Annotated in this window: 16 protein-coding genes and 1 pseudogene; 3 read left to right on the top strand and 14 right to left on the bottom strand. The window is 72.0% G+C overall.

Annotated features, from left to right (window positions below; all coding sequences use genetic code 11):
* Nucleotides 1–102: 102 nt before the first annotated feature.
* From ACFYZY_RS08625 to ACFYZY_RS08680, 12 genes are all read right to left on the bottom strand, one after another.
* Nucleotides 103–987: a lantibiotic dehydratase C-terminal domain-containing protein gene (locus ACFYZY_RS08625; protein WP_388690967.1), complete on the bottom strand. Its 885-nt coding sequence runs from the start codon at nt 985–987 to the stop codon at nt 103–105.
* Nucleotides 984–3,455: a hypothetical protein gene (locus ACFYZY_RS08630; RefSeq protein ID WP_388690970.1), complete on the bottom strand. Its 2,472-nt coding sequence runs from the start codon at nt 3,453–3,455 to the stop codon at nt 984–986. The genes ACFYZY_RS08625 and ACFYZY_RS08630 overlap by 4 nt, the downstream gene beginning before the upstream one ends.
* Nucleotides 3,452–4,552 carry a hypothetical protein gene (locus ACFYZY_RS08635; RefSeq protein WP_388690973.1) on the bottom strand — a complete coding sequence of 367 codons (1,101 nt, stop codon included), beginning with the start codon at nt 4,550–4,552 and terminating at the stop codon, nt 3,452–3,454. Before ACFYZY_RS08635 ends, ACFYZY_RS08630 begins: the two co-directional genes overlap by 4 nt.
* 204 nt (nt 4,553–4,756) lie before the next feature.
* On the bottom strand, nt 4,757–4,936 hold the full coding sequence (locus ACFYZY_RS08640) for a thiocillin family RiPP (RefSeq protein ID WP_381416881.1): 180 nt from the start codon (nt 4,934–4,936) through the stop codon (nt 4,757–4,759).
* A gap of 64 nt (nt 4,937–5,000) precedes the next feature.
* Nucleotides 5,001–5,180: a thiocillin family RiPP gene (locus ACFYZY_RS08645; RefSeq protein WP_388690976.1), complete on the bottom strand. Its 180-nt coding sequence runs from the start codon at nt 5,178–5,180 to the stop codon at nt 5,001–5,003.
* A 43-nt stretch (nt 5,181–5,223) separates the two neighbouring features.
* Complete coding sequence (locus tag ACFYZY_RS08650) at nt 5,224–5,397, bottom strand: thiocillin family RiPP (RefSeq protein ID WP_381436703.1); 174 nt, start codon at nt 5,395–5,397, stop codon at nt 5,224–5,226.
* Nucleotides 5,398–5,476: 79 nt separating this feature from the next.
* Nucleotides 5,477–5,650, bottom strand: coding sequence for a thiocillin family RiPP (locus ACFYZY_RS08655; protein ID WP_381416878.1), 174 nt, complete (start codon nt 5,648–5,650; stop codon nt 5,477–5,479).
* A gap of 38 nt (nt 5,651–5,688) precedes the next feature.
* Nucleotides 5,689–5,874, bottom strand: a complete 186-nt coding sequence (locus tag ACFYZY_RS08660; RefSeq protein ID WP_381416877.1) for a thiocillin family RiPP — start codon at nt 5,872–5,874, stop codon at nt 5,689–5,691.
* A 38-nt stretch (nt 5,875–5,912) separates the two neighbouring features.
* A complete protein-coding gene (locus tag ACFYZY_RS08665; protein WP_388690980.1) occupies nt 5,913–6,680 on the bottom strand; it encodes a hypothetical protein in 768 nt (255 codons plus the stop codon).
* On the bottom strand, nt 6,677–8,332 hold the full coding sequence (locus ACFYZY_RS08670; RefSeq protein WP_388690982.1) for a hypothetical protein: 1,656 nt from the start codon (nt 8,330–8,332) through the stop codon (nt 6,677–6,679). The genes ACFYZY_RS08665 and ACFYZY_RS08670 overlap by 4 nt, the downstream gene beginning before the upstream one ends.
* Nucleotides 8,329–8,958 (bottom strand): TOMM precursor leader peptide-binding protein, encoded by a 630-nt coding sequence (locus ACFYZY_RS08675; RefSeq protein ID WP_388690984.1) that lies wholly within the window; start codon nt 8,956–8,958, stop codon nt 8,329–8,331. Before ACFYZY_RS08675 ends, ACFYZY_RS08670 begins: the two co-directional genes overlap by 4 nt.
* Nucleotides 8,959–8,966: 8 nt before the next feature.
* A complete protein-coding gene (locus ACFYZY_RS08680; RefSeq protein WP_388690986.1) occupies nt 8,967–10,322 on the bottom strand; it encodes a YcaO-like family protein in 1,356 nt (451 codons plus the stop codon).
* Nucleotides 10,323–10,633: 311 nt separating this feature from the next.
* On the opposite strand from ACFYZY_RS08680, the gene ACFYZY_RS08685 reads away from it, so the two are divergent.
* On the top strand, nt 10,634–11,161 hold the full coding sequence (locus ACFYZY_RS08685; protein ID WP_388690989.1) for a SigE family RNA polymerase sigma factor: 528 nt from the start codon (nt 10,634–10,636) through the stop codon (nt 11,159–11,161).
* Between the two features lie 271 nt (nt 11,162–11,432).
* Nucleotides 11,433–11,630, top strand: coding sequence for a hypothetical protein (locus ACFYZY_RS08690; protein ID WP_388690992.1), 198 nt, complete (start codon nt 11,433–11,435; stop codon nt 11,628–11,630).
* A gap of 26 nt (nt 11,631–11,656) precedes the next feature.
* On the opposite strand, the gene ACFYZY_RS08695 is transcribed toward ACFYZY_RS08690, so the two are convergent.
* Together ACFYZY_RS08695 and ACFYZY_RS08700 are read right to left on the bottom strand one after the other, a co-directional pair.
* A complete protein-coding gene (locus ACFYZY_RS08695; protein ID WP_388690994.1) occupies nt 11,657–12,313 on the bottom strand; it encodes a GPP34 family phosphoprotein in 657 nt (218 codons plus the stop codon).
* Nucleotides 12,310–12,877 (bottom strand): annotated as a pseudogene (locus tag ACFYZY_RS08700) (hypothetical protein); the annotation flags it as partial. The gene ACFYZY_RS08695 and the pseudogene ACFYZY_RS08700, both read right to left, overlap by 4 nt.
* A gap of 567 nt (nt 12,878–13,444) precedes the next feature.
* Here ACFYZY_RS08700 and ACFYZY_RS08705 point away from each other — a divergent pair.
* Nucleotides 13,445–14,866, top strand: coding sequence for a cell envelope integrity protein TolA (locus ACFYZY_RS08705; protein ID WP_388690997.1), 1,422 nt, complete (start codon nt 13,445–13,447; stop codon nt 14,864–14,866).
* Nucleotides 14,867–14,891 lie beyond the last annotated feature (25 nt).

A 14,891-nucleotide genomic window follows, 5' to 3' on the forward strand; every position in this document is an offset into this window, starting at 1 on the left:
TCCACCGAGGTCTTGCCGTGCGTACCGCTGCCCTGCCAGCCTGGCATCCACTTTCCAAGTTGGCAAGTGGATGCGAGGAAGGGAAGTGCGTTGCGGTTCGCGCTAGTTGGCGGATGCGAGCACGCCCAGGAGGCTCTCCTCCGCCGGGACGAAGCCCCACCGGTTGAGGTCCATGTGCAGGTAGTGCAGGAGCAACTCCCCGCGCGGTACGGGGTTGCCGTCGACGGCTGCGGCGTCGAGGGTCCCCACGACGGTCTCCGCATGCCGCTCCGCGCTCTCCCGCAGGCCCGGGCCGAGGTTCTCCGCGGCCTCGCCCGTGCCCCGCGCGGCGCGGGCGAGCAGGGCGTGCAGTTCCGTCTGGCCGGGTGCGGCCATGCGCAGTTGGCGCCCCCACTGGCGGCGGTGAGCGGTCCAGAACGCCGTGCGCTCCTGGGGGTCGGGGAACGCCGCCGCCACGAGCGTGCCCATGTACGAGACGGCCAGCGCGGCCCTGTCGAACAGCGGTGCGAGGTGGCCGATCCGCTGCTCGGCGTACCACTGGCAGGAGGCCGTGAACAGCGCCTCCACCCGGGCCGCGCCGTGCGCGCCCCCGTACTTGGCGAGTTCGGGCGAGTAGAGGGAGCCGCGGACCTGTTTGATCATCGGCAGGCCCTGCGGCACGGAGCCCGGGACGAGGCGCTCCGCGGGTCCGGGGCGCTCCAGCGCGTGGAGCAGTCCGACGAGTTCGGGCAGGCGCGCGTGGAGGCGGTCGGTCCCGTCGGCGGAGCACCTCAGGCGCAGCCGCAGGTGATGGCCGCTCATGTCCCAGTAGCGGGTGAAGAACCAGGCGGTGGCCGCCTCCTCGGTGGCCCGGTCGGCCAGCCAGGGAATCAGCACCCGGGTGGCCTCGTCGATGGCGTCCGGGTGTCCCGGGTAGGCGCGGACGTACCACCAGTCCGTGTCCGTCTCCGGGTCTGCCAGGTGCGTACGGTGCGCTGCGGTGCTCATCGGTCCTCCTCGGGCCAGGCCAGCAGGGCCGCGTGCTCGGTGACCCGGGGGCGGCCGAGGGTGTCGCGCTGGGCGTGCCGGGACCGCCCGGGGAGTGCCTCCACGAGGCGCAGGTGGCTGGTCCGCGGACTCAGCCAGTGGTGCAGGACCCCCACGGACAGCGGGGAGGCCAGGGACACCCACATCGGTTTGCGGTCGGCGCTCATGCCGAGGGCGTTGCCGGCGCCGGCGAGCTGGTGCACGAAGACCTCCTCGGGGATGCCGTGCGTACGGCGGAACTCGTCGAGCCGGACGGCGAGTCCGGTCTCGTCGTGCCCGGGGCCGGGGATCGCGGAGGCGGGGACGATCCACGAGGCGCGGCGGGTGACGAGCCGGTTGCCGGGGCCGTCGGTGACGCGGGGCAGTTCCACGACGCCCTCGCCGCAGAGCGGGCCCAGTTCGTGGGTCTTGGTCATCGTGTAGTCGGAGTGCGGCGATCCGTTGACCCAGGGGTCGGCGAGCACGGCCAGCAGCCGGACGTAGGACTGGAGCAGGTGTTGCGGGATGAGGCCCAGGTAGGCCAGTCCGACGGGGTCGCCGGAGCGGTCGAAGAGGGACAGCGTGTCGGTGCGGGAGTCGTGGGCGAGGACGAGATCGTCCAGGGTGGTGCCGTGCGCGGCCCCGACCTCGCCCGGCAGGACGAGGGGCGGCAGGAGGTCGCCGCATTCGGACTGCACGGTGTTGCAGTCGCCCCACACCACCAGTTCCCGGCAGGGGACCCCGGGCCAGCAGTTCGCGATGTGCGCGGCGAGGCGCTCGCGGAAGCCGTCGCCGAGGAGCCGGCCGAAGCGGCTGAAGAGGCCTCCGGTGCCGGCCCCGAATTGGTTCACCACGAGGTGGTGGCGGCCCGCCTCGATGTCGGCGTGGTCCGCGGCCTCCAGCTGGAAGAAGACTCCGGCGTTCGGCGGGGCGCTGGTCGGCCCGACCGGGAGCCAGGCCCGGTCGGCCGGGTCGCGCCGGCTCGCCATGTCGGCGAACAGGGCGCGTTCCACCGGCGGGTTGGCGTCCCGGTCGACGGTGAGGCGCATGAGGAACCCGAGGGGGTCCCGGCAGACGCCCCCGGCACCGTACTCCGCGGTGAAGCTCTCCAGGAGGAGGTCGTAGAGGTGTGAGCGGAAGACGTACGGGCGCATCCGCGCGCCCAGCGTCGTGAGGTCGGCCCGGACCTCGGGCACGTCCAGCGGGTCGGGGAGGTTCAGGCCGCTCTCGCGGTCCTCGTAGACCAGCCCGCTGGGTTTGCGCTCCCCGCGGTCCTCGTGCGCGTTCCATCCGCCGGTGAGCTCCCGCAGCTCCGCCGCGGCGGTGATCCGCCCCCCGCTGTCCTGGCACCGGACCCCGTCGCCGAGGTGGTGGGCCCGGGAGAGGTCCTCGCGGGAGATCGGCGAGGCGGCTTCCTTGCCGAGCAGCGCGGCCATGACGGGGAAGGGGTCCTCGCCCTTCTCCCAGGGCGGGAGGGGCTGGAGGACGCCGGTGTCCAGCAGGCGCAGGAACCGGGTGAAGGGTCGGGCGCCGCCGACGGAGGCGAGGAGTTCGGGGAACGTGCCGCCGGTGTCCAGCCGGGCCAGCGCGGGCAGGGCGTGGTCGGCCTCGACGGCCCGGTCGTGGCGCCACACCACGCCCTCGGTGATGACCACCTCGCTGTGCAGGAGCAGCCCGTCCGGTTCGGTGGCGGTGCCGGGGTACACCGGTGCGGCGCGGTAGCGCAGCAGACCGGCCGTCGCGGGGTCGCGCGCGAGCCTGCTCAGCGCCAGGTACGCGAGGGTCGCGGAGGTGCGGCTGCGGCCACGGCCGCGGCCTTGCGCTCCGGCCTCGCCGACGGTGGTCAGCCCGGAGAAGGGGCTGGTCTTGACGGCGGCGCGGGCGACGTACGAGTAGAGCGTCTTCAGCTTCTTCGCCGAGCGGGCCCGGTGGTCCCGGTGGCGTATCCAGTCGGGGGCGGCGATGGCCAGCGAGGCGGCGAAGCCGCAGTCCCCCGCGCCGTCGGTGAGGTCCGCGCCTCCTTCGAGGGTGCGGTGCAGGGCGGCGGCGGAGCGCTCCCGGTCCTCGGCGAGCTGGACGGACAACTGCTGCAGCAGGGACTGCCGTTCGCCGGTGAGGCGTACCCAGTCCTCCAGCAGGGGCGCCGCGTCGGCCGGGAGCCGGTCGGCCAGCCGGCGCCGTACGTCCGCGTCCCCGGGCAGCGGGTCCAGGCGGTTGACGGACCGCTTGGCGGCCAGCACCCGGCGGCGCAGCGCCACGTCGTCGTCGAGGAGGGGGACGAGGGCGAAGAGGGCGTCGGTGAGCGCGGGGGCCAGGGCGCCCAGGCGCCGGACGGCGTCGGCGTGTTCGGCCAGCAGCTTGCGGGTGGCCGGGGCGACCAGGTCGAGGACGTCGGAGGGCAGTCCCGCCACCCGGGTCAGCACCACCGGGGAGATGACGAAGGAGGTCATCGGCCCACCGCCGAGAGGGCGAGGTCGACGGTGACCGGGACGGCGTGGAACATGGCGTAGGCGAGGAGGCAGACGTAGGCCGCGGAGAACAGGCCGTAGGCCATGTGTCCGCGGCGGGCCGCCGTGCTGAGGTTGGCGAGGTGCGGGGGGAGTTCCTGACGGCGGGCGGTGTGGCGCAGCAGCGCGAACGCGCGCCCGCGGGCGTTGGTGAGTCCGGTGGCCGCTTCGAGGGCGGTGTAACCGTCGCTGGGCATCATCGGGTTGAGGTTGATGATCAGCATCAGGAGCTGCATGCCCAGCAGCAGGGCCGCGGTGTCGCGGACGAGTCCGGTGGAGTTCAGGGCGACGGCCCCCGACAGGGCGCAGGACCAGCCGTCCATGAGGATGCCGGCCATGGCCAGCAGGACGCGTCCGCCGCGGCCCTTGAAGCGGTAGGCGTCGGTGCGGTCCACGTAGGCGACCGGCATGAAGTAGAAGAGCAGGGCGACCCCCAGTCCGCGGACGGGTGTGCCGAGGACCTGGGCGACCAGGGCGTGCGCGCTCTCGTGCAGCAGCACGTACAGCAGCATCACTCCGGTGGCGATCAGGAACGCGGGTCCCGCGAGGTCCTGCGGGGGCGGCGTCGCCGTGAAGAGGGTGTGGAGGCCGAAGGCGTAGCCGGCGAGTGCGCCGAGCACCGCGACGAGCACCGGCAGGAGGGCCGGTACGGCGCGCAGCGGGACGGCCACGGGTTCGAGGAGGCGGGGCAGGGAGCGGGTCAGGATGATCCGCGGCATCAGCATGGACGTGCGCACGCGGCGGCCGTCCCGGGGCTTGTCCGGCGGTGCGGAGCCCACGAGGAGCCCGCCGCGGTCCAGGGCGGCCAGGAAGGTGTCGATCTGCCGGGAGAGCGCCGCGGCCCGGTCCTGGTCGGCGCGCGAGAGGAAGGCGACGAGGTCGTCGCGGGTGCGGGTGCCGTCCAGGTAGGTGAGGACCACCTCGCCGGCCCGGGTGATGCGGTGGTAGTTCCCGGTGACCGGATCGAAGATCAGCGGAATGTCGTCCATCCCGCGGATGACCTCCAGCTCGTCTCGGAGCTTCGGTGGCGAACTGATCACTGTCTACCTCTCCTGTACTCCTGGACGCCCGGGGCCGACGGGCCGCGACCCGTTGACCCCGGGCCCTGCGTTGCAGGATGCTGCGAATGGGAAAGCCGCCTTCCGGCGGCGCCGGTGACGGCGCCGCCGGAAGGAAGGGGCCGAGCCCGGCGGGCAGGTGCCGAAAACGGTGTCAGCCAGTGAGGCACCGCCTGCCGGGTCCGGTCACCCGTACGACGACGCCGTGGTGGCGCTGCTGGCCGAGCTGACCGGACACGACGCGCAGGCGGCGGACGTCGCGGTGGAGAAGGAGCCCAGGGCGTTGCCCTGCGGCAGCTCCTCCACGAACAGCTCCTCGTCCATCGCGTACAGGTCGATGAGCTTGTCGGTGCCGTGCTCGTTCATGGGGTGTCACCTCTTCTCTGTTTCTCGGTGCGCGGCCCGAGCGGGCCGGCGGGGACGGAGCGGTTCAGCCGACGCAGGAGGCCGTGGTGGCGCTGCTGGCCGAGCTGGCGGGGCAGGAGAAGGAGCTCGCCGAAGTGGCGCTGGAGAAGGAGCCCAGGGCGTTGCCCTGCGGCAGCTCCTCCACGAACAGCTCCTCGTCCATCGCGTAGAGGTCGATGAGCTTGTCGGTGCCGTACTCGTTCACAGGGGATGTCCCTTCTGGAGGTGGCGGGGCCGTGTGGGGGCGGTCAGCCGAAGGTGGAGGCGCTGCCGACGCTGGAGGCCGAGGTCGCCGGGCAGGACGCGGTCGACGCCGAAGCGGCGGAGAACCAGCAGCCGAGCGCGTTGCCCTGCGGCAGCTCCTCGACGGACAGCTCGCCGTCCAGGGCGTACAGGTCGAAGCCGTCCTCGTTGATGTCCACGGGTCGTGTTCCCTTCGTCAGGGTGCTGCGGGCGGGATGGGCGCGGCGGGGAGGCACCCGTGGGGCACCCCCGGGCCGGTCAGGTGTAGCTGGAGAAGGAGGTGAAGGAGGAGGCGGTGGTCGCCGGGCAGGAGGCCGAGCTGGCCGATCCCGCGGTGGAGACCGACGCGAGCGCGTTGCCGTCTGCCAGCGTCTCCATCTCCAGGGAGTCCTGAAGGATGTCGTCGAGTACGTAGAGTTCCAGTTCGGGCATGGTGCGTGTCCCTTCTTCGGGTGCGGTCCGGGCTGGGGTCAGCCCGTGCAGTTGGCGGTCATGATGCTTCCGGCGCTGCTGACCGGGCAGCTGGCCGTGGTCGCGCTGGAGGCGGTGCTGAAGGTGCCCAGCGCCACGCCCTCGGGGATCTGCTCGATGGACAGGGCGTCGTCACCCAGGTCGACGCTGTGGAGGTCGAGCTCCCACGCGGTGGCGTCGTTCATCGGATCACTTCCTTCTCTCGGTGTCGGTCTCTCTCGGATCACCGGTGGCCGGTCGGCCCCGGAGGTGTGGGGGGCGGCACGGGTGCGCCGCCGAGGGCCAGGGCGAAGAGCTGGTGCCTGCTGGCCCCGTCGCTGCGCAGCGGCAGCCTCACGGAGGCCGGGATGAACCCGGCGAAGACGGTGCCGACGAGTCCGACCGCGACGGCGTCGAGCCACATCGTGTAGGCGGCCGCCGCGGCACGGGTCATGAGCGTCCGGTAGCCGTGGGCGCCGTACAGCCGGCTCGCCAGGTCGAGGTCCGCGGCGAGGGAGACGATGGCGGCGGAGTCGCAGAACTCCCGCTGGACGGTGAGGTCGTGGAGGGCCTCGCCGTCCGGGAGCGGCGCGACGGGGAGGTAGGACCGCTCCTGCGGACCGGCTCCCGCTGCCGCGCCCGTGTCCAGGGCGTACATGCCGGGTTCCAGGCCGCCGAGGCGGAAGGCGACGACGTTGAGCTGGAGCGGCAGCGGCTCCGCCTCCTCCCGCCAGGACGCGCGGTCCGCCTCGATGCCCCGGGCCGCGACGTCGGCGAGGAGTCCGGCGTCGACGGGCTGCGGTCCGAAGAACCGTATGGAGCGGCGCTTCTCCAGCACGGTGAGCAGGGAGGAGCGCTCCCGCCGCCGGCCGGCGAAGGCGACGGGCGGTCCGAGGGGTGCGGGCGGCTGGGCCACCGGCTGTACGTGCGCCGGCCCTGCGGGGACGCCGGCGGGAACGGGGGTGCGGAACGCGGTGAGGAGTTCCGCCGCGAGGTCGTGCGGGCTGCTCATGCGGGGTCTCCCAGGTCGATGACGGCCGTGACCGGTTCCATGTCGGGGTTGATCCCGAGGGCCGCCGCGAGGGCCTCGTCGTCCCAGCGGGGGCGCAGGGCGAAACCGACGCCGAGGGTGTGGGCCGCCTCCCGGGCGGTGGCCTGGGCGCACCCGCTGTCGAGCAGGACGATCCGCAGGGCGAAGGCGGAGTACTTGCGGGCCACCTTGGGGAAGTCGCCGGTCAGCACCATGCTGAACGGCCGGTCCCCGGGCAGGGCGTCGGCGCGGGAGGAGAGTCTGGCGAGGCGGTGCCCCGAGGCGACGTATCCGTAGACGCCGGGGCTGATCCCGGGGACGTCACGGACCACCGCGTAGGCGGTCACCGAGCCGATGTTGCCGCCGCTCGCCGTCCAGCGGGACACCTTGTCGGCGTGGTCGGCCCTGATCCCCGCGGTGACGGAGAGCAGCAGCGACAGGACGTCCGGGCCGGGTGCGGCGGTCTCCCGGGGCGGGACGGAGCGCGCGGAGCGGTCGAGCCGGGCGTGGCCGGGCGGCGGGAGGGCGACGGCGGGGGCGACGGGCCAGGTCCGGGAGACGCGCTGGAGGGCCAGGTTGGACGGCTTGTAGTGCATCTGGTGGGCCTTGAGGTCGGCGAACTCCTTCGGCGGCATGGCCACGGACGCCTCGAAGCGGGTGGCCGGCGCGGCGCGATCCACGACCGGCCCGTCCGCGACCGAGCAGCGCGGGCAGCCGGGCCGGGTCGCGGAGGCGGTGTCCCGCTGGCCGAGGGTCTCCAGGTCGACCACGCGCCAGCGCATCGGCAGCGGTGTCGGGGTGGTCCGGGAGACCGCGGCGAACAGGTCGCGGGCGAACAGCGCGGCGGCGAGGGCGTGGTCGCCGGGGCCCGCCGTACGGTCGTCGTCCTCGTCGTCGGCGGTCAGGCAGTCCAGGCACGGTGTCGTGCGGGGATCGACCAGCGGTCCCAGGGCCGCCCGGCGCCCCCGTACGCTCAGGCGCAGCATCGGGACGCCCTTGTCCCAGCAGTGCGCGGCGAGGACGTCCCGGCCTGCGGAGTCGGTGTCGGTTCCGGTGTCGGCCCAGACGGCGAGGGTCGCCCGCTCGGAGGGGGTTCCTCCGGCCCCCTCGGTGATCTCCACGGAGCCGGTGAGCTCCTCGCGCAGGAGCGCGGCCAGACCCGGATCGCCGAAGACCTCGATCCCCGCGGTGCGCAGGCGGGTCGCGGCCTCCTCCCAGCTCGGGTTCACCTCGGTGGCGCTGCCCACCCGGGAGAGGTAGTCGGCGAGCCGGTCGTCGAGGTCCGCGACCGCCGCGCGCTCCGGCTCCGGCGGCGGGCCCTCCTCGACGACACCGCAGGTCCAGAGCAGCGAGAGCGCCTTGAACACGACCTCTTCGGGCAGGGCGAGTTCCGCGGCGAGCCGGTCGTGGGTCCGTTCGCCGTCGAGCAGGGCGAGCAGCGCGGGCAGCATCTCCGTGGCGGAGCGGCCGCGGAACAGCTGCTTCTTGGGCGGTCCGGTCACCACCACCTGGTCGGCCTCGACGGCGACCACGAGGCCCCGGCGCAACCGCGGCCGCAGGGGGATGCGCAGCTGCGGGTCGAACCGTGCGGCGGAGCCGACGGTTTCGGCGGTCATCATGGATCGGTCGCTCACACTGTCCGCCCTTCGGTGATGGTGGCCAGCCGGCGCCACAGCGCGTCGCCGTCGGCGGCGGTCCGGCAGCGGTCGCAGCGGTCCACCGCGATCACGGGGGCCTTGCTGGTGGCGCCGCTGATCTGGTCGAACTTCCGCACGGTGCCGCCGATGGCCTCCGCGTCGGCCGGGGCGGCCAGCGCCTCCTCGACGGCCTGCCGGGCGAAGGCGGCGGCGATGCCCGCGTGGTGGGCCGGATAGCCCGTCGGGTGCCGCTCCGCCGTGTCGGCGGTGTCGTGCCCGGGGCGCCGGTGCTGGGCGCGGCGACGGAGGTAGCAGCGGTGGCAGGCCGTGCGGCCGGGGACCACCACGGGGCCGCACAGCACCTCGGTGGCGTCGGTGTGGACGCCGAACCAGGGCGTGCCCCAGGCGAACGCGGCCCGGTCGGTGGCCTCGTCGATGCGGGGCCGTGCGTGGGAGGCGGCCAGGACGATGAGGTCGGCGCGGGGCCACAGGCTGGGGTGGGTGCCCTCGTCGATCTCCCTCAGGGTGACCTTGTGTCCGTGCTCCCGGGGTTCGTCCCGCAGGCGTCGTGCGACGTCCTTGCCGAAGTCCCCCGAGGCGAGTACGAGCAGGTGACGATTCATGACCCACCTCATGCGAAGGGCTGCGGATCGGGATTGATGCCGTCGAGGCCGTGCACGGGGTGTCCCATGACGCGGGGGGCCTCGTACAGGCGGGGATGGGCGAGGTAGCGGGCCCGGTGGGCGAAGGAGAGCGGCATCAGCTGCGGCACCATGACCCGTACGGCGGTGGCGCCCACCTGGCGGGCCTCGTCGGTCGTGATGTCGACGACGACGACCTCACCGCCGGCCCGGGACACCCGTTCGAGCAGCCACGGCAGTTCCTCCGCCCCCGGAGCGGGCCGCGGCAGGTCGCGGAAGGCCCGTACGGGGCGCTCGCCCTCCAGGAGGAAGTCGAACCGGTGGCGCTGATCGGGCCTTCCGGCCAGCAGCGCGCCTCCGATGACGCTGACGATGTCCTGCGGGTCGTCCGGGTTCGTGTGGCGGCCCGCGTGGGAGCGGAGCGCGATGCGCAGGGAGGCTGCCTCGCGGTGCAGTTTGGCGATGGCCTTGCCGGGGTCGGTGTCGCAGGTGGCGACGACGAGCTGGGCGAGGTCCGGGTCGTGGTCGGCGAGCTGCACCCCGTAGATGACGGGGATGCCGAGGTCGGTGGTGGCGTCGAAGAGCAGGGTGCGGATGTTCTCGTTCGCGGCCCGTTCGACGAAGGCCCGGTGTTCGGGGGCCAGTTCCCCGGGCGAGAACTCCAGCCGGGGCAGCCGCAGCCGTTGCAGCCAGGTCAGGGCGATGGAGTCCCGTTCGACGACTTCCATCAGTCCGTTGGCTATCGCGGCCAGCGGGTCGGCGTGGGTGGCGCAGCCCGTGGAGACGGGGTGGACGTAGCGCTCGGCGGCCGATTCGGGCGAGCACTTGAGGAAGACCTGTACGGCGGGGACGTACACCTTGCGGCCGCGGGCGAGGGACCAGCCCTCGACCCAGCGCAGCGGCATCCGCCGGTCGGTGGGGACCAGGCCGCAGCGTGGGTCGGCCAGTTCGGCCGGTGCGAGGTTCGGCCACTCCCAGGGCGGGATGGCGTCCTCGCCGAGTTCCTCGGCGGTCGCCCAGATCATGTCCCGGGGGGACCAGGCGCACGAGGAGTACCGCTCCAGGGACTCGGCGGCGGCGAGGTGCGCGGCCGTCTCCCGGTCCAGTGCCCCGCCGGCTCCGTCGAAGTTTCCGGAGGAGGCGTCGTGCGTCCACTCCGACTGCGTCGCGAGGACCGCGCCCGGGTCACCGAGGGATCCGGAGAAGACGGCGAAGTCGGGTTCGCCCTCGGTGACGGGCAGCCAGGTGAGCCTGGAAACCAGTCCGTACGGCGACACCAGCCGGCCGATCCGGCGCAGCGACTCGGGTACCGCGGCACCTTGCGGTGTCGCCTGGAGTGTCCTCATTCCCCACCCTCCGCGGTCGCCGACGGTCCGACCGGTCCGACGCCGAAATCTCGTCCTATTCGCATTCGCTGAAGCCGCAAATTGATTCCCTCGTTCGTGGCACGTGCAAGTCCGCTTCGCACCATGAGGCCGGCGCATTGCCAATCATGTTGTTTCTTCTGATCACTAGCGGGAGAGCAGAGGACATGTTTGACTCCGTTGGGCGCCGTGCGCGGCTCGGATTCACGATCTGCTGCGAACGGTTCCAGCCTTCTACACGTGGTGGACAGGTCGGAACGCTGTTCGCCAAGACAAAGAATCTTGAAACGGGGATGAACAGATTGGACAAAGCGCACGAGGAGGACTTCGCACGACACGTCGTGGGTGCCCGAACAGCACTGAGGCGCAACGCCTTCGTACTGGTGGGGGACTGGTTCGCGGCCGACGATCTTGTGCAGCAGACACTGATCGCCGTGTACCGGTCCTGGGAGCGGCTGGACCACCACCGCTCGCTCTCCGCCTACACCCGCACCGTGATGGTGCGGCTCTTCATCGACGAACGGCGCAAGCTCCGCTGGACCCGCGAGCTGCTCCAGGACTCCTTACCGGAACCCCAGTCCGCGCCCACGCCGGAGGAGTCGGCCCGCATCGGGGACAGACTGCTCCTGCTCAAGGCGCTCGCCACGCTCACCTCTCGGCAGCGCGGCCTGGTCTACCTGCGCTACTGGGAGGACCTCGGCACGGAGGAGGTCGCGCAGATCATGGAGTGCTCCGCCGCGACGGTCCGCAGCTCCACCTCCCGCGCGCTGCGCATCCTGCGCGACCGGATGGGCGGGACGGACCTCCGCGACGGGGACTGACCCACGGGGGAAGGGAGAACGGGGAGAGACAGGGGGATCCGACTGCCCGACAGCGGGAGGGGGCCCGGCTCGCGCGGGTACGGGTGCTTCGCACCCCGCGCGCGGGCCGGGCGCCCGCCGCCCCGGGGCACCCCTTGCCAAGGGTGCGGCGGCCCGGCACTCTGGGGGCCGGATGCGCGCCGCGGCCCCCGAGGTGTCGGTGGTGCTCCGCGATCCCTGAAACTGCGCGAGAGGCTCATCAATTCTGCTTCTCGTGCCCTAGGGTTGAGCCATGAGTGAGAATCTGCGAGATCCGGAACCGGAATGCGAGCGAGACTCTTCCGAGTCGCTCCGTGAAACCCTGCACACGCTTCTCGATTCGGCGCCGGCTCCGCCGCCCGCGCTGAGCGACGAGGAACTCATCGCCCAGATCCGCGAATCCGCCGGGAACACCCCGCCGGACGACGACTTCTTCCAGGGAATCAACTAGAAGTTCGTTCGGGGGACCGCCGGGGTTCAGCTCCTCATCGTGACGAGGGCGACCGCGGTCATCGCCGACTGCATTTCCCGGATCGCCTTGCGGACGCTCTCACCGGCCCATTGCCCCTCGGATATCTCCCGCATCCGCGGAACGACCTCACGCGACGGCAGACCGGGGAAGGCCAACCGGTGCAGTTTGGCCCCGTGCAGCAGCGCGACGAGACCGGCCGTCCGGTCCTCGGGTTCGGCCCGCCGCAGCACCGTCTCTTCCAGCCGTGTGCGCAGTTCCCTCTCGACAGCGCCGTCGACCCCGGGGAACCGCCGCACCGGGAACATCCCCATCACCTTGCGTTCTTCCTCGCCGACGAGCCCGCGCTCCGCGAGGGAAGCGACGGTGGCGTCCAGGGCCTTGCGGTGGTCCTTGGTCAGCCACGCCGTCACCTTCTGCGGCCGGCTGCGCCCCGCCGCCCGGACGGCGATCATCGCGAGACGGCCGTCGAGCAGCCCCACCCCCGTCGAAGCCGTGTCGACCACGGCCATCCGGCCCCCGTCCACCGAGAGCCGGCCGGCGAGCACCAGGTCGAGGACCAGCCCGCCCGCGACCGCCCATTGGCAGGCCTGGCGCTCGCGCACCGCCCCGGACGCGTCGTCCAGCGACAGCAGCATGATCTCCTCGGCCAGTGTCACGGTCACGCCGGCTCCCCCCTCGCCAAGCTGCGCCTTCCGTCCCCTTGTTGGGACGTACGGGACAGGACATCAGTTCCCGGACGGACGTCCCGTCGCACGCCCGTTTCGAAGGTGAGGTGCGGGGACAGAGCGCGGAGGAAGTCGGGCGCGTCGAAGAGCGCGCCCGCGGAGGCGACGCCGACCGTACGGATGCGGCCGGTCAGCACGCGTGCGAACGCTTCCACGACGAGGGGGCAGCGACGGCGTGGACGTCCTGCCCCGGGCCGTCGCGCGCCGTTCGGTGCCTCCGGAGCGCACGACGGCCTCCACGAGGAACGTCCGGTCGGAACGGCCGCTGTCATCGGTGCCGGCGGGCTCCGGCGTGCCGGAGGCGACGACGTCGCGGTCGGCGTCGGCCGTCATGCAGGTGGTCACGTCCGGAGCGGCCAGGTGGGTGGGCACGGTCACGACGTCGGCCATCGCGAACTCCCCGATCACCTTCCGCGGGCCCAACGGCTCGGGGAAGGACCACTCCAGGATGGGCGGGGCGTCGGTCCGCCGCTCCCACCCGCCGCACAGTCGCCGCGCGCGAACTCACCGCCCACCCCGGCCCTCCGTCTTGTGGAGGTCCTCCAAGCCGCTTCCCACAGCGTTACGGCCGGCGGACCAGGGATCTCCCCCTCAGCACCGCCCGGCCGAAAAGCCTTCCCGGACGTCCGCTTGTCCACCGTGCCGCACGCGTTCTCTCCACCTGTCCACCGGATGCCCACCGGAAGCGATCACGGTGCTCCCAGAAGCACCGTTCGCCCCTGCTGATCGATCTTGAAAACCACAAAGGCCCAGTTCAGAGTGCATCTGAACTGGGCCCTTTCTGAGCCGCCTTCGGGATTCGAACCCGAGACCTACGCATTACGAGGGCCCGCAAGATCATCCCGACTGGTGCTGGACGGTGCCACCGAATCCCGTTTTCCCAGATCAGAGGCGTCCGACCGTGATCACCATGACGCCGGGTCCACCCTAGTGCCACCCAGTCCGCTCACGCAGCGCTCACGCAAGCAGGCCGTCCGACGACCGCAAACCCGCAGGTCTCCGGTGCTGCCAGAGCGACCACCCGTACGAGTCATTGCACCGGGCCCGGCACCGGGGTGAGCTGTTGCCATGCATCGCTGGTCTCCCCTGAACGAACGACAGCTCGCCCTGCTCGGCCGGCTCGCGAACGGCAAGGAGTCCGAGGAGCCCTCCTGGGACCCCGGTGAGTTCCGCACCGCCTACGCGCTGCGCGACCGAGGGCTGGTGACGATCAAGCGCAGCGGGGGTGAGGTGGATGCCCAGGTCACCGAGGCAGGCACCTTCTACATCCAGCACGGCCACCACCCGGACGACCCCGCGCATGACGGGGAAAAGAAGACCGCCGAGGGGAAGGCGGCAGGCGGCACCCGCTCCGCGTCCTACGCCGACAGGCCAGTTGCACTTGCCCGTCGCACTAAGGCGCAGGAGCTCATCGAGCGACTCGTTACGGACAGGCGGGTCACCATCACCGAGCCCGACGATGTGACGGTGACGGAGTGGCGACGCGTGATCGACTACGCGAAGCGCCACAGCCTCGTCCCTGAGGGTAAACGCATCGAAAGTCTCCGCATGTGGAATCGCGACCTGCAGATCTCTCTGGTCGAGGGGCCACACCCCAACTCACTGAGGCAGAGGCCGGATGAGGCGCCGCCCGTCCACGTACCCACTCAGTTGCGCTCTCCGCATCCGATCGTGGCTGCGCTGAGAGACGACGAGGGCCGACTCGTTGTGCCCGCCCCGCTGCGCCGCCGATCGTTGCTGCTTCTCCAGGGCCTCGTCGCCGAGGCAGTGCGTCGCGGGCACAAGGTGAAAGAGCATGAAGTTCCCTCCCGCCGGCGCAGCCGTGCCTACACGTACAACGGGCGGCACTACCCTTCCAGCTACTCCCTCCGTGAGGGCGAACTGGACTTGGTCGTGGACGGCTTCACCTACACCGTTACGATCCAGCAGGAGTCTCCCCAGTCCACCGATCCGGAGCGCTCGAAGAGCCTCGTGATCGAACTCGGCTACAGCCGATCCAGTCGACAGTCCCGATGGGCCGATCGCAAGCGCTGGGTCCTGGAGGACATTCTGGGAGCCGTACTCCAGGAGGTCGAGACCCGCGCCGTGGAGGACGCGCAGCGGAAGGCGGACGAGGAGCGGGCGAAGGCCGAGCGCGAGGTTCGCTGGCGGGCGGCCATGGAGAAGGCGAAGGACCTGGCCGCGCAGGAACAATATGCCGAGGTACTCCGTGCGCAAGCCGGCCAGTGGCAGGAAGCGGCAAACCTGAGCGCGTACTGCGACGCCCTGGAGCGCCGGCTGCATGAGGCGGCCGGAGAAGACGAGGCGGCGGTGGCCTCGGCACATGGGTGGCTGGCCTGGGCACGCCGCTACGTTCAGAGCCTCGACCCACTGACCGATCTCCCCGCCATGCCCACGGCTCGCGAACCGAAGCCCGAGGAGCTGGCGCCCTACCTGAACGGCTGGAGCCCACACGGACCCGAAGCGCACCGTGGCTGGGGAGCCCGCTGAGGAGAAACGGGAACCCCACACGACG

This window comes from Streptomyces sp. NPDC001744 (assembly GCF_042892575.1).
Lineage (GTDB): Bacteria > Actinomycetota > Actinomycetes > Streptomycetales > Streptomycetaceae > Streptomyces.

What these genes read in the sequence shown, in the direction of transcription:
- ACFYZY_RS08625 (WP_388690967.1), bottom strand. Translation starts at nt 987, where the DNA reads ATGAGCACCGCAGCGCACCGTACGCACCTGGCAGACCCGGAGACGGAC.
- ACFYZY_RS08630 (WP_388690970.1), bottom strand. Translation starts at nt 3,455, where the DNA reads ATGACCTCCTTCGTCATCTCCCCGGTGGTGCTGACCCGGGTGGCGGGA.
- ACFYZY_RS08640 (WP_381416881.1), bottom strand. Translation starts at nt 4,936, where the DNA reads ATGAACGAGCACGGCACCGACAAGCTCATCGACCTGTACGCGATGGAC.
- ACFYZY_RS08655 (WP_381416878.1), bottom strand. Translation starts at nt 5,650, where the DNA reads ATGCCCGAACTGGAACTCTACGTACTCGACGACATCCTTCAGGACTCC.
- ACFYZY_RS08660 (WP_381416877.1), bottom strand. Translation starts at nt 5,874, where the DNA reads ATGAACGACGCCACCGCGTGGGAGCTCGACCTCCACAGCGTCGACCTG.
- ACFYZY_RS08665 (WP_388690980.1), bottom strand. Translation starts at nt 6,680, where the DNA reads ATGAGCAGCCCGCACGACCTCGCGGCGGAACTCCTCACCGCGTTCCGC.
- ACFYZY_RS08675 (WP_388690984.1), bottom strand. Translation starts at nt 8,958, where the DNA reads ATGAATCGTCACCTGCTCGTACTCGCCTCGGGGGACTTCGGCAAGGAC.
- ACFYZY_RS08680 (WP_388690986.1), bottom strand. Translation starts at nt 10,322, where the DNA reads ATGAGGACACTCCAGGCGACACCGCAAGGTGCCGCGGTACCCGAGTCG.
- ACFYZY_RS08685 (WP_388690989.1), top strand. Translation starts at nt 10,634, where the DNA reads ATGAACAGATTGGACAAAGCGCACGAGGAGGACTTCGCACGACACGTC.
- ACFYZY_RS08690 (WP_388690992.1), top strand. Translation starts at nt 11,433, where the DNA reads ATGAGTGAGAATCTGCGAGATCCGGAACCGGAATGCGAGCGAGACTCT.
- ACFYZY_RS08705 (WP_388690997.1), top strand. Translation starts at nt 13,445, where the DNA reads ATGCATCGCTGGTCTCCCCTGAACGAACGACAGCTCGCCCTGCTCGGC.